This window comes from Suipraeoptans intestinalis, from assembly GCF_009696485.1.
GTDB classification, from domain to species: Bacteria; Bacillota; Clostridia; order Lachnospirales; family Lachnospiraceae; genus Suipraeoptans; species Suipraeoptans intestinalis.
In genome coordinates this window covers 1,941,408-1,954,649 of the sequence record NZ_VULY01000018.1, presented here as the reverse complement: position 1 = coordinate 1,954,649, position 13,242 = coordinate 1,941,408, and the positions used below count along the sequence as shown (strand labels likewise).

The window sequence follows — 13,242 nt, the reverse complement described above, 5'->3', positions numbered from 1 at the left end:
CTATGGCTTTGTCAGTAACTCTTCCGGCCGTAAGTTTAACAGTCTGTGGACTGGCAGCGCTGAGAGGTACCCCGTCAAAAGAAGGAGGAGAAGAAAGGTTACTCCCTGGGTTTCCAGGTGTGCCCGCACTGTAAGCATCTGATCATAGGGAACAAGGATCAGCAACAGTCTGCCTGCCAGACTGCCTGCCGCCCACCCTCCGAATGCTACCAGGAAAATCTCCGTCACCATCCTGCAGATCAGGTTTCCTCTCCCAGCTCCGATAGCAATGCGTACCGCAAATTCCTGTTCTCTTTTTTTCAGGATCACGGAAAATGCTCCCCAGATTCCGAATAAGGAAACAACCAGCAGGATCCCAGCCATCTTCCCCAGATACACCGGAATGGCGATTGCCCTCTGAAAGATCTCTTGCATACCCTGATCCATATTTCCCGCCAAAAACATAAACTGTCCTTCGCTGCTCCCATCCAATTCCCGAAGCAAATCAATTCCCAAACCAAACATTCTCCCACCGCAAAAAGAGCACCCGGCCATCTTCAAACCATGATGACTCGGATGCTCTGTCTCTCTTTATTCTGCCAGGGATTTAAATTCCTGATACTGTTTCAGATCTGTGTACAATTCCTCCTTGTAGGGGTTCTTTCCGGTCTGTCTGACCTTCCGCAGCATGTATACAAAGACGGCAAGGTTGACGATCAGAGCGGTGAAGCTGACCGCTGCATAGATCATGGGATGGTAGGTAGAATCCACCCGGAACATACTGTTATCCTGGAATGTTGGAAATGTCTGGGCAAACATACACCAGATAGCCAGCGTCTGGGCTCTGTGCTGCAGCCACGCTCCCTTCCCCACAGTAAAGGAGCAGATGGTGGGAGCCAGAAGCAGGGCAAACCCGCAGTACCATGCGTGATGTGGCAGGCAGTTATAGGTATAGGCAAAATTCCAGAGGTCATAGGCTATGATCCAGAACCACAGCATGTCCGGCCACACCATATCCCTGCTGCGATCCTTTGTTGTCTTCTTCCGAACACAGATCCCTACCCAGCCGGTGATGGTCAGGATATTCAGGATTCCTGCCGCTGCGTTCATAAAGTTCCAGGATCCTCCCATCAACTGAAAGACGGTATGGGCCGCGCCCTCTTCCTGCACTCTGGTAAGCACCGGGTAGACCATTCCCACCTCAATATCTCTAGCGCAGGCCTCCAGGATGTTGATAGCCAGGATCAACGGCGGAAAAGCCAGGGCCAGCTTGTAGTCCCGCAGCCTCCACACACTTCCGTCCTTTCTCTTTCCTTCCACAAACCGGATGGCCCAAAATCCGATACATCCGGCCGTGGAAGAATACACCTTCGCCAGATGGAACCAGTCGGTGTAGGAGCGTCCCTTCAATACGGTAAACCAGAGGATCGACAGCACCACCGGCAGGATCACAAAAAACACAAATCCCAGTTCCTTTGACTTCCTTGCAACTTCATTCAGTACAAACAACGTGGCCAACACACAGATCCAGACCACCCACATTAAAATCGTATTCGTTCCGTGAAACGTAAACATACTCTTCTCCTTTCTTCGTCTGCTTTTGCTTTTTCAGACTTCTTCCTCCTCATAAAACAGATGGATCTCCTTCAGATAAAACTCTCTTCCTGTCACAATGGAACAGGCTTCGCTTCCACACCCGGGACAGACCTTTCCCTGATTCAGATATTCGTAAACCTTCCCGCACTGCTTGCAGCGGACGGTAGCCGTCACCACCTGGATCTCCATTTCCACATGCTCAAACTCTGTTCCGTCTGTCGCCGCCGGCCAACATTCCTTCAGGTACTTGGGCACGATGGTGGAGGCTTCTCCCAGCTCCAGCAGGATTTCTGCGATCTCGGAAGGGTCTATCCCAGACTGCCTGACAACCTCATCCAGCTTTTTTACGATTTCAAATACAATGCCCAGCTCATGCATGGCAGCCTCCTATACTGCGCCGAATTTCTTCTTGATCTTCTTAAACGCAATCTTTCCTTTTCTTTTTACCATCTGTTTGATGACCACCGGCTTCATTTCTGTAAACTCCACTCCCGCTCCGTCATAGACCCGTTCCAGATGAATGGCGTCGAATTTACACTTGGTGGTGCACTGTCCGCATCCTACACACATATATTCGTCTACCATCGTTGCTCCGCAGCCCAGACACCTTGCTGTTTCCTTCTGGATCTGCTCCTCTGTCAGCACGCCTCTTCCGTCTGCAAAGCTTCTGTGTCCCACACCATCCAGATTGTCCGGTCTTTGTCTGGGCGTTCTGTCGTACTCTTCCAGTACCGCTCCCTTTTTGTCCAGTTCTTTGTAGATCCTTCGATCCCGTCCGATCACAAGGGATTGTCCGTTTTGTACGAACCGGTGAAGAGAGATAGCTCCCTGCTTTCCGGCTGCGATAGCGTCAATAGCAAAGCCCGGCCCGCTGCAGCAGTCGCCTCCGGCAAACACATCTGCCTCCCCCGTCTGGTATGTCAGCGCATCTGCCACGATCGTGTTGTTTCTGCGCAGCTCTGCTTTTGTTCCTTCCAAAAGATCTCCCCACTGAATAGACTGCCCTACCGTTACCACCACATGATCCGCCGGCACCAGGATCGTATCTGTTTCGTCAAACACCGGTGCGAACCGCCCTGCTTCGTCAAACACAGACAGGCACTTCTGAAACAGCACGCCCTCTACCTTTCCGCCGGATTCTGCGATCCGAACCGGACCATAGCCGTTGCAGATATGGATACCTTCCTCCAAAGCCTCCTGGATTTCTTCCTCGGAAGCAGGCATCTCCTCCCGGCTTTCCAGACAATACATCCTGACTTCTCCTTGGGAAAGTCGCGCTGCCGCCCTCGCCGCATCCACCGCTACATTGCCTCCGCCGATCACAATGGTATTGCCCGACAGATCTACCACATCTCCCCGGTTGATCCGTTTCAGACAATCAATTCCCGTGAAAACACCTTCTGCCTCTTCTCCCAAAATCCCAAGCTTTCTGCCTCCGCTGGCCCCGATGGCTACATAAAAGCCCCGATAGCCTTCCTGACGCAGCTGCGTCAGAGTCACGTCCTTTCCTACCTCTACGCCCATTCTAAATTCCACGCCCAGTTCCCGGATGATCTGGATCTCGGCTTCCACCACCGCTTTTTCCAGTCGGAAGCCGGGAATCCCCAGGGTCAGCATCCCTCCCGGTTTTTCCTCTTTTTCAAAGATGGTTACCTGATATCCGTCCAGCGCCAGAAAATACGCACAGCTAAGACCTGCCGGCCCGGATCCGATCACGGCGATCTTCTTATCGCTGTAATCGTGCCTCTTTTCGGGGATCTTCCGCGTGGCAGGATCCAGCTCCAGCTGCGCCACGTATTTCTTGATCTCGTCGATCGCTACCGGACTGTCCACCTCGCCCCTGGTACAGGCCTGCTCACACCTGCGGTTGCAGATCCTGCCGCAGACTGCCGGCAAAGGATTTTCCAGCCGGATCAGCTCTAGCGCTTCCTGGTATCTGCCCTGTGCCGCCAGTTTGATATACCCCTGTACCCCAATGTGAGCCGGACAGTTGGTCTTACAGGGAGCCGTCCCGGAATCCACCACGTTTTCCCGGTTGGTGCGGTACTCCTCGTTCCATTTATCCTCTTCCCACACCTCGTCTCTCGGCGTGATCCTAGTGGTGATGTCCGTTACCACCGGTGTGGAAGAGCAGAGCTTTTGTCCCAGCTTTAATGCATTCACCGGGCAGTTTTCCACGCATCGTCCGCAAGCGACACATTTTTCCCGGTCCACCACCGCTCTGTAGTTGGAGCGGATCATGTCTACATTTTTAAACATGGTCGCCGTCCGCATGGAAAGGCATCCGCAGCCGCAGCAATTGCAGATAGCATGGGTATGCCCCGGTCCGTCGGTATTAGGGATCTCATGCATCAGTCCGTTTTCTTCCGCCCGCTTCAGGATCGCAAAGGCTTCCTCTCTGGTGATCTGCCTGCCTCTTCCTGTACGGATGTAATACTCCGCCGCATGTCCCATCTGGATGCACATATCCTCTTTCAGGTGTCCGCAGCCCTCTCCCATCACCTCCCGGTCTGTTCGGCAGGAGCAGTTGGATACGGAAAACAGATCATTCTCATTGAGGTATTTGGAGATTTCTTCATACCCTGCCTTCCGGCTTTCCCCGTCAATGGCAGATTCGATCGGAATGACACGCATCAGTCCCACTCCCACTGGAAAGGCTCCGGAGCTTAAGGGCCCCCGTACCCTTCCGTAGGCCTCCATCGCATAGGCCACAATGGGATATTTTTCAATATTATCCATATTGTTGACGATCATCTCCATGGTGCCCGGAATCCAGGTTTCTGTCCAAAACAGATCCACGCCTTCCACCCGGTTTACAAAACAGGCTCCGTAAACTGCCAGCTTCATCAGCTGCTCGTGGCAGTAGTCCTCGCTTTTTCCCAGCTTCTTCGCCACCTCCGCCGCCGAATGCTTTTCATAGGAGCCCAGACACAGCCCCACCTCTGCCATCTCGCTGGTGACGCCTGCCTCCAGGATCACATACTCCGGGTCGTCCCACTGCAGGGAACCTTTTCCTCCCGGCCGGACATTTGGCTTTTTTCGTCCCATCATATTGGCAAGCCGCATCACCTGTTCGTCGTATCTGCATACATATCCCGGCGGAAAAATCATTTTTGTCGTTTGACTTCCCATTCCTCTTTTCCTCCTCTTTCTCTGGTGTTTTCGATCACCACTTCTTTCTTATGCTTTCGCCTTCTTTACCTGTCCCCGCAGCCAGTCCAGCCATTCTTCCAGTCCCTCTCCCGTCCTGGCGGAAATCGGAATCACCTGAATATCAGGATTCAGCTCTCTGGCCCTTTTTTTACAGGCGTCCAGATCAAAATCAAAATAAGGAGCCACGTCCATTTTGTTGACCAGAAGCACGTCGCAGATGGAAAACATCAACGGGTATTTCAACGGCTTGTCGTCCCCCTCCGGCACACTTAAGATCATGGCGTTTTTTGTGGCGCCTGTATCAAATTCCGCCGGGCACACCAGATTCCCTACATTTTCCAACACCACCAGATCCAGTTCCTCCGTTCCCAGAGCCTCTATGCCCTGTCTGGTCATCTCTGCATCCAGATGGCACATGCCCCCGGTATGCAGCTGTATCACTTTGGCTCCTGTCTGCTGGATGGTCCGTGCATCCACATCGGAATCAATGTCCGCCTCCATTACGCCGATCTTCATTTCTTCCCGCAGTGCCTGGATCGTGCGGGTCAGAGTCGTGGTTTTTCCGGATCCCGGAGAAGACATCAGATTCAGCAGAAACGTCTTCTGTTCCTTCATCTCCTTCCGCAAAAGCTCCGCCCTTTCGTCGTTTTTCTGAAAAATGCTTTCCTTGACTTCCAATACTTTAAATTTTTCCATAAAAACCCTCCGTGTATTTTCTGATTCAACCAGAAGTCCATCTTTTTTATTACAAAAATCATACCTTTTCGTTAAACTATTGTCAAGATTTTTTGTCTATTTTTAGGTGTTTTTTCTATCTTTCTATTGTGTTTTTGTAATAACTGTCCTATAATGAATTCATACTGTATATTTTTGGTTGAACCACAAGCCAGTATTTGGAGGATGTAGATGGAATTTAAAAAAATCGTATCGCCCACCCTGAAAGAAATTTTTATTGAACACATACAGACCATGATCCTGTCCGGCGAGATCCGGGTGGGAGATCCTCTTCCGCCGGAGCGCACCATCTCCCAGCAGATGGGGATCAGCCGCTCTGTAGTCAACTCCGGGATCATAGAACTGGAGCGGATGGGATTTTTAGAGGTGCGTCCCCGGATCGGCACCTTCGTTGCCGACTACCGGAGAAAGGGAACCCTGGAAACCTTAAAGGCTATTATGCACTACAACAGAGGTCGTCTGCGAGAGGGAGAGATCCGTTCCATCCTGCAGGTCAGAGATTCCCTGGATCGTCTGGCTATTTCCTGCCTGATCCAGGACAACCCTGACTATGACCTTTCTATTTTGAAAGAAAAAGCCGAAGCCATCGGAAGCGCCCCCACCGGCTCTGCCGCTGCTTTGGCCGCCTTTGAATTTCAGCATGAACTGGCCATTGCTTCCGGCAATTCCCTTTTGCCTTTAATCTTCCGTTCCTTCTACTCTTCTATTCTCTCCCTCTGGGAACGCTTCTGTGATCTTCACGGAATTCAAAAGCTTTATGCCGTCAGCATTACCTTGTATGAGTATATTGAACGCAAGGATATCGAAGGCGCCAACGCGTGGCTCCTTCTTTGCACCCAGGACGTGATACACGGCAACAGCCGGATCTATTATTAAAAACCATCGCACAATCATTTGGAGGTATCCTATGCAGCTCAAAACCATTCTGCCTGCTTCCCGCCTGAAAGGCTCTGTGGTCGTTCCCGGCGACAAATCCATTACCCACCGCGCCCTTCTGCTGGGGGCGATCTCCTCCGGAACTACCCGGATCTTCTCCTTTTCCAGGGGAAAAGACTGTCTTTCCACCTTAAACTGCCTGAAACAGCTTGGCATTGACATTCGCCTTTCCCCCGGAAGCGACCCGCATCTGACAATCCAGGGGAAAGGCCCGGACGGTCTTGCTGCGCCTGCTTCTATACTAGATGCCGGCAACAGCGGTACCACTTTACGGCTTTTATCCGGCATTCTTTCCGGGCAGGCTTTTCCTTCCCGGATCACCGGAGACTCCTCTTTAAAACGCCGTCCCATGGACAGGATCCTGCTCCCGCTACGCCGGATGGGCGCAGAGATCTCCTCTTTGGATGGCAGCGGCAAAGCGCCCCTTTCCATCCGCCCCTCTGTCCTGACAGGGATCCGTTATACGCTTCCGGTTGCCTCTGCGCAGGTGAAGTCTGCCGTTTTACTGGCAGGGCTCTACGCAAAGGGAAAAACCTCCATCTGCGAGTCTATTCCTGCAAGAGACCATACGGAACGGATGCTGTCTGCTTTTGGCGGAAATATTTCCACAAAAAAAAGACCCAAGGGCGGTCTGATCACCACGCTTGTTCCTTCTGTTCCTTTGCTTGGCCGGGACGTTCCCGTTCCCGGAGATATTTCTTCTGCCGCCTACTGGATCGGCGCCGCCCTGCTGCTGCCCGGTTCCCGCCTTTTCCTTCCCCGAGTGGGAATCAATCCCACACGTACCGGATTTCTCACCGTCTGCCGGCGGATGGGGGGCGATCTGACCTTTTCCCGGACGCAGACCTTCCTGGGGGAGCCCTGCGCCGATCTTCTGATCCGTCATTCTCTCCTGAAGGGAACGGTAGTTTCTCCGGAAGAGATTCCCTCTCTCATTGACGAGCTTCCCATGCTTGCCGTTCTCGCCGCTTTTGCCCGGGGAGAAACCGTCCTTCGGGGGATCGGAGAACTTCGGTTTAAGGAGTCCAACCGGATCCTTTCCATCGTTTCCAACCTGCGTGCTATGGGAGTTTCGGTGTCCTTTACGGAAGAAGAGATCTGTATCCACGGAAAGCAGCACCCATCCGGCGCCGCTTTTTCCTCCTACAAAGATCATCGGATCGCCATGGCCTTTGCCATTGCCGCCCTTGCCGCCGCAACCCCCTCCACTTTGGATGACTGGGAATGCTGCAGCATTTCCTATCCCGGCTTCTTCCGGGAAATCGATCGGTTACAGGATCTGTAAGCTTTGTTGCTTTCTTTTGTCTTTTTAACCCAGTCTGCCTTCGTCCATCCACCTGGCCAGCTCTTTGGCTCCATAGGTAAGATAGCTGGAGGCTCCCGCCCGAAATACCGCTACTGCCATTTCGCACAGGATCTTTTCCTCATCGATCCACCCCTGTCTGGCCGCCGCCTTTACCATGGCATATTCTCCGCTGACGCTGTAGGCCGCCACCGGAAGGTGGGTGGCCTCTTTTACTCTGGTCAGTACGTCCAAATAAGTCATGGCCGGTTTTACCATCAGGATATCCGCCCCTTCCTCCTCGTCCAAAAGAGCCTCCTTCAAGCCCTCCCGCAGATTATGATAATCCATCTGATACCCTCTCCTGTCTCCGAAGGCGGGCGCCGAGCCTGCCGCCTCCCGGAAGGGAGCATAAAAACCGGACGCATATTTCACCGCATAGGACATAATAGGGATTTCCGTAAATCCCTGTCTGTCCAAAGCTCCCCGGATACTTCTGACACGCCCGTCCATCATGTCCGATGGCGCTACCATGTCCGCTCCCGCCTCTGCATGGGACAGAGCCACTTTTTCCAATACTTTCAGGGTGCTGTCATTGTCTACCCCATCGCCCTGCAGCATACCGCAGTGCCCATGGGATGTGTACTCGCACAGGCAGACATCTGTAATGAAATATAGACCGGGAAATCGTTTTTTCCCTTCTCTTAACGCTTTCTGAATGATCCCATCGTCCGCATAGGCGCCGCTCCCACAAGCGTCCTTCTGCCCCGGAATCCCAAACAGCATAACGGAAGAAACGCCTGCCCGCTCCACCTCCTCCAGCCCATAAGCCAGTCTGTCCACGCTGTATCGGTATTGTCCTTCCAGGGACGGGATCTGTTCTTCTATCCCCTCCCCTTCCTTTACAAACATCGGATAGATCAAAGAGGCCTTATCCACCCTGGTTTCCCTGACCATCCTTCTTATGATCTCATTGCTTCTTAATCTTCTCGGTCGTTTTTCCATTCTTCTGTCTGATCCTTTCCGTCAATTCCAGCAATCCGTCTACGGTCGCCTCCTCTGCCACATAACACTGCATCCGGTACTCCCGCGCCTTTTTTGCCGTCTCTTCTCCAATACAGAGGGCACGGATATGGTCGTACCGTCTGCCGTCCGTCTCCTGCTCTTTCCTGCCTGTTTCTGCCCTTTCCCTCTCCAGCTGTTCCACAAAGCAGGCCACTCCGAAGCTGCTGGTAAACATCACATAGGTATCTTCCTCTTTCAGCTCTTTCCACAAGGAGATCCTGGGCGGCCTTTGGCACTCGGTGTCGTACAGTGCAACGTCTCTTACGTCTTTGCACACCTCTTTCAAGGTCTGCGGCAATACAGGATTCCCTCTCCCGGCTCTGGGAATCAGGATCCTGTCCTCCCGGCGGATCCTGTCCTTTAATCCGTTTGCCAACTGCTCTATCGTATAAACTTCCGGCATAAAGTCCGCATAGATCCCCCGTTCTTCCAGTTCCCTTCTGGTTCCCGGTCCGATCACTGCAAATCTGGCTCCTGCCAGACTCCGGATATCTTTCTTCCACACTTTCATCTGCTCCCAAAACATCCGGACTCCGATCTGGCTGGTCAGCACGATCCAGGTCCAGCGTTCCAGAGAGCGGCCCACTTCTTTCAGTTCTTCACTCTCTCTTGCGGGAGAAACGCAGATCGCCGGTACTTCCAGCACTTCCGCCCCCCGCTGCCGCAGTTTCCGCGCCGTCTCCCGGATCGTCTCCCGCGGTCTGGTCAAAAGGATCCGGGTATGGGAAAGAGGCAACTTTTCATACCAGTCCAGTTCCTCTGAAAGCCGACAGACCTCCCCCACTACGATCAGAGCCGGTGGTCGGATGCCCTCCCGAGCCGCCTCCTCTGCCAGAGTGCCTATCGTAGCAAGAACCTTTTTTTGCCGGGCCGTCGTTCCTTCCTGCAGAACAGCCGCCCCGGTTTCTTTTGGCAGGCCGCCCCGTATCAAGCCTTCCATCAGTTTCGGAAGAGCTGTAACTCCCATGAGAAACACCAGGGTACCTCCTGCTTTTACGATCTCCTGATAAGCCAGGGGATCCTTTTCTCCCTGCTTCTTATGTCCCGTAATGATCTGCAAGGAGGACGCATAGTCCCTGTGCGTCACCGGAATCCCATTGTAAGCAGGAACAGCCAGGGAAGAGGTGACTCCCGGCACCACCTCAAAGGGGATCCCTTCTTCCCGCAGCTGTCTGGCTTCTTCTCCTCCCCGGCCAAACAAAAAGGGATCTCCCCCTTTCAGCCGGACGACCCGTTTCCCTTCTCTGGCAGCCTGAACGAGAATCTGTTGGATCTCCTTTTGGGGAACGGCATGGTGGCCGGATTCCTTTCCCACGAAGATCATCTCCTTCTTCGTGTCGATCACAGACAGAACTTCCTTTCCCACCAACTGGTCATATACGATCACATCCGCCTCTTCCAGCAGTTCTTTTCCTTTTAATGTCAGCAGTCCCACTGCTCCGGGGCCGGCTCCCACCAGCCATACTTTTCCCTGTTTCTCCGCCATCTTTTCCCCTTGCTTTCCCTTTTCCGTCCTTCTTTGTTTCCCGTTTTCCGGTGTTTCCTCCCCGGCTTCCTTTCCGGAACTCCCTTCCTGTCGTCCGCTCCTCCGGTTTGTTTGTTTTTCCGCCAGAGTGTTTGTTTCAACGGGTATATTTTCTCTCCATTTCCTCTGCCAGCAAAATGCCCAGCTCCTCTGCCTGCTCCATGCGACCTGTCTTTTCTCCAATAAAATAGGATCCGGTCCCGTTATAAAACAGTCCTTTCAAATGAAGTCTGCCTTCCACCGTTTCCGCATAGGCTGCCACCGGTGAAGTGCATCCTCCGTCCAGCCGCCTGACAAAGGCTCTCTCTGCCAAAGCCGCCGCCTCAGACGCCGGCCGTCCATAGCCTGCCAGAAACGAAACGTCCTGTCCTTTTCTTCCCTGGACTGCCAGAATCCCTTGCCCTGCCGCCGGCAGGATCTCTTCCACGGAAAAATATCTGGAGATCCGGTGGGAAAGACCTGCCCGTTTCAAGCCGGCAGCCGCCAGAATCAGAGCATCAAATTCTCCTCTGTCCAGCTTTTCCAGCCGTGTCAGGATGTTTCCGCGAACCGGAACAAAGTCCGCTCCCGGAAACAATCTCTCTGCCTGAAGTCTTCTCCGGAAAGAAGAGCAGCCGATCCGCCCCCCGTATTTTCCTTCCTGCTTTCCTCTGGGCAGTACCAGCACGTCCCTTGGATCCTCTCTTTTGGAGTAGGCTACCACCGGGATCTCATCTGATTCCTCCATGGGCATATCTTTCAGACTGTGTACGGCCAGATGGATCTCTCCTTCCATCAAAGCTTTGTCCAGCTCTTTGACAAACAGCCCTTTTCCTCCGATCTTGTCCAGGGTGACGTCCAGTCTTTTGTCTCCTGTCGTCTCTATCTTTTTTATTTCTACTATGATCTCCGGATCCGCCGCTTCAATATAAGACGCCACCTGCGCTGTCTGAGCAAGCGCCAGCCTGCTTCCTCTGCTGCCGATCACAATTTGTCTCTTCATATGGATGTCCCGTCTTTCCCCAGTAATTTCTGTATATGTTTTCTTGCCTCCACGGTAGCGTGACAATCTTCTCCACCGGAGGAAATTCCCGCCACCACCTTTTCATTCCAGGCAAGGGCCGGAAACAAAAAGTCGCATAATTCTTTCTTATGCGATGTGTTCACCAAAATTCCTTTCTCCCGGCAATCTTTCACGATCTGTTCGTTACAGTCTGCCTCGTCTGTCGCCGCCAGCACCAGATCCTTTCCCTCCAGATCCTTTGCCCGGATCTTTCTTTTTTTCCAGACGATCCGTCCCTCAGCGGCCCACTTTTCCAGATCCTTTGTCGCTTCCGGTGCCACCAGGCAGATTCTGTCCGTAAATAAAAGAAGAGACCTGACTCTTCTTTCTGCTACCTGCCCTCCGCCTGCCACCAGGATCTCCTTCCGGGAGAGATCTAAAAAAACGGGAAAATATGGTTGTTTCATATTCGGTTCCTCTCTCTTTTTTCTTCGTTTTCTATGATAGCATACCCTTTTCTAAATGCAAGCCTTTCTTCTTTTCTGCCGCCGTCCCCCCAAAGTACCCGTCTCCATATCCGCCCTTCTCTCCGGGAATGATGATTGACAGAAATTTCACTCTGGGCTATGATAAAATGGAATGAAATGCGAAAGGTGCCTGTAAAGTCAGGAGAATAGGGAAGCCGGGTGTAAATCCCGCACGGTCACGCCGCTGTATCGGAGGAGTATGTCAGTTTTTTGCCACCAGACATCTGGGAAGGCTCTGCCATATGTGGATCCCCAAGTCAGAAGACCTGCCTTTTGTAACGCTTCGCACAGGATTACGAGCGATGATCCCGTGTTTTTTTCGTGCAACAACCACCATCGCTCCCACATCATTCTAAAGGAGGAGTAGCTTTATGACCCACACACAAAAAAAATGCATCGCCGGGATCGCCATCTTAAGTTTTGGCTGTTCCGTCACACCGGTTGCCAACGCCATGCATATCATGGAGGGATATCTTCCACTGACCTACTGCATTGCCTGGGGGGCGCTCTGTCTGCCCTTTCTCCTTGCAGGTCTTATGAAGACCAAAAAGAGTCTGCGGGAACACCCGCGTTCCATCACGCTCCTTGCCATGGCCGGCGCCTTTATCTTTGTTTTGTCTTCTTTAAAGATCCCTTCTGTTACAGGGAGCTGTTCTCACATGACGGGGACAGGGCTTGGCTCCATCCTGTTTGGCCCTGCCATTACCAGCGTCCTGGGACTGATCGTCCTGATCTTTCAGGCGTTGCTTCTTGCCCATGGCGGCGTCACTACCCTGGGAGCCAACACCTTTTCCATGGGGATCGCAGGTCCTCTTCTGACCTTTGGCCTTTATAAGCTTTCCACAAAGCTGGGGATGAAAAAAGCGTTGGCCGCTTTCCTTGCCGCATTTTTGGGAGATCTTTTCACCTACTGTGTGACCAGCCTTCAACTGGCTCTGGCACATCCTTCTCCCACCGGCGGGGTTTTGGCTTCTGCCGTAAAGTTTCTGGGAGTATTTGCCCCCACTCAGGTTCCCATTGCATTTGTGGAAGGTCTGTTGACGGCGGCTCTCCTGCTTTGCCTGGAATCCTTCGCCAAACCGGAACTGGCGGCTGTAGGTTATCAAACGGAGGTGTAAGAGAATGAAAAAACATACCAAAAAAATCGTACTGGCATTGCTTCTTTCTTCTGTCCTGATCGCCCTTCTTCCTCTCTGTCTCGTAAAAAATGCAGAGTTTGGCGGCTCCGACGACCAGGGCGGTACGGTTGTGGAAACCATTAACAAAGACTATACGCCCTGGTTTACCTCTCCCATTGAAGTTTTTATGGGGGGCGAACTTTCCGGAGAGATCGAAAGTCTCCTCTTTTGTACACAGACAGGGATCGGCGTCGGGATCATCGCCTTTCTTTTGGGACGATTCTATGAAAGGAAAAAACTGAAAGAAACCGACAGGACTTCCAACGACGCCGGATAAACTGCCC

13 protein-coding genes and 1 riboswitch are annotated in these 13,242 nt (G+C 52.6%); of the genes, 4 read left to right on the top strand and 9 right to left on the bottom strand.

Annotated elements, in window-relative coordinates:
* The 5 genes from FYJ34_RS09765 to hypB all read right to left on the bottom strand — a co-directional run bounded on the left by FYJ34_RS09765 (window position 1) and on the right by hypB (window position 5,424).
* Entirely contained in the window at window positions 1–495 is a 495-nt protein-coding gene (locus FYJ34_RS09765) for an ABC transporter permease (RefSeq protein ID WP_173017095.1), read from the bottom strand.
* A 75-nt stretch (window positions 496–570) separates the two neighbouring features.
* Entirely contained in the window at window positions 571–1,554 is a 984-nt protein-coding gene (locus FYJ34_RS09760) for a DUF5692 family protein (RefSeq protein WP_154478252.1), read from the bottom strand.
* Between the two features lie 33 nt (window positions 1,555–1,587).
* Window positions 1,588–1,953: a hydrogenase maturation nickel metallochaperone HypA gene (locus FYJ34_RS09755; protein WP_154478250.1), complete on the bottom strand. Its 366-nt coding sequence runs from the start codon at window positions 1,951–1,953 to the stop codon at window positions 1,588–1,590.
* 9 nt (window positions 1,954–1,962) lie between these two features.
* Window positions 1,963–4,707, bottom strand: coding sequence for an FAD-dependent oxidoreductase (locus tag FYJ34_RS09750; protein WP_154478248.1), 2,745 nt, complete (start codon window positions 4,705–4,707; stop codon window positions 1,963–1,965).
* 48 nt (window positions 4,708–4,755) lie between these two features.
* A complete protein-coding gene (gene hypB, locus FYJ34_RS09745) occupies window positions 4,756–5,424 on the bottom strand; it encodes a hydrogenase nickel incorporation protein HypB (RefSeq protein ID WP_154478246.1) in 669 nt (222 codons plus the stop codon).
* Window positions 5,425–5,634: 210 nt separating this feature from the next.
* Between hypB and FYJ34_RS09740 the strand changes: the two genes are divergently transcribed.
* Both FYJ34_RS09740 and aroA read left to right on the top strand, forming a co-directional pair.
* A complete protein-coding gene (locus tag FYJ34_RS09740) occupies window positions 5,635–6,339 on the top strand; it encodes a FadR/GntR family transcriptional regulator (protein WP_154478244.1) in 705 nt (234 codons plus the stop codon).
* Window positions 6,340–6,370: 31 nt separating this feature from the next.
* Window positions 6,371–7,684, top strand: a complete 1,314-nt coding sequence (aroA, locus tag FYJ34_RS09735) for a 3-phosphoshikimate 1-carboxyvinyltransferase (protein ID WP_154478242.1) — start codon at window positions 6,371–6,373, stop codon at window positions 7,682–7,684.
* 24 nt (window positions 7,685–7,708) lie between these two features.
* On the opposite strand, the gene hemB is transcribed toward aroA, so the two are convergent.
* From hemB to FYJ34_RS09715, 4 genes are all read right to left on the bottom strand, one after another.
* The gene (gene hemB / locus FYJ34_RS09730; protein WP_154478240.1) at window positions 7,709–8,686 is read right to left on the bottom strand and encodes a porphobilinogen synthase; all 978 of its coding nucleotides are present in this window, start codon (window positions 8,684–8,686) and stop codon (window positions 7,709–7,711) included.
* Window positions 8,652–10,232, bottom strand: a complete 1,581-nt coding sequence (gene cobA / locus FYJ34_RS09725) for a uroporphyrinogen-III C-methyltransferase (protein ID WP_154478238.1) — start codon at window positions 10,230–10,232, stop codon at window positions 8,652–8,654. Before cobA ends, hemB begins: the two co-directional genes overlap by 35 nt.
* Window positions 10,233–10,368: 136 nt before the next feature.
* On the bottom strand, window positions 10,369–11,253 hold the full coding sequence (hemC, locus tag FYJ34_RS09720; protein WP_154478237.1) for a hydroxymethylbilane synthase: 885 nt from the start codon (window positions 11,251–11,253) through the stop codon (window positions 10,369–10,371).
* Complete coding sequence (locus FYJ34_RS09715; RefSeq protein ID WP_154478235.1) at window positions 11,250–11,720, bottom strand: precorrin-2 dehydrogenase/sirohydrochlorin ferrochelatase family protein; 471 nt, start codon at window positions 11,718–11,720, stop codon at window positions 11,250–11,252. The genes hemC and FYJ34_RS09715 overlap by 4 nt, the downstream gene beginning before the upstream one ends.
* A gap of 167 nt (window positions 11,721–11,887) precedes the next feature.
* A riboswitch (cobalamin riboswitch) is annotated at window positions 11,888–12,068 on the top strand.
* 83 nt (window positions 12,069–12,151) lie between these two features.
* Here FYJ34_RS09715 and FYJ34_RS09710 point away from each other — a divergent pair.
* On the top strand, window positions 12,152–12,898 hold the full coding sequence (locus tag FYJ34_RS09710) for an energy-coupling factor ABC transporter permease (RefSeq protein ID WP_154478233.1): 747 nt from the start codon (window positions 12,152–12,154) through the stop codon (window positions 12,896–12,898).
* Window positions 12,899–12,902: 4 nt separating this feature from the next.
* Complete coding sequence (locus tag FYJ34_RS09705; RefSeq protein WP_154478231.1) at window positions 12,903–13,235, top strand: energy-coupling factor ABC transporter substrate-binding protein; 333 nt, start codon at window positions 12,903–12,905, stop codon at window positions 13,233–13,235.
* The last annotated feature ends 7 nt before the right edge of the window (window positions 13,236–13,242 follow it).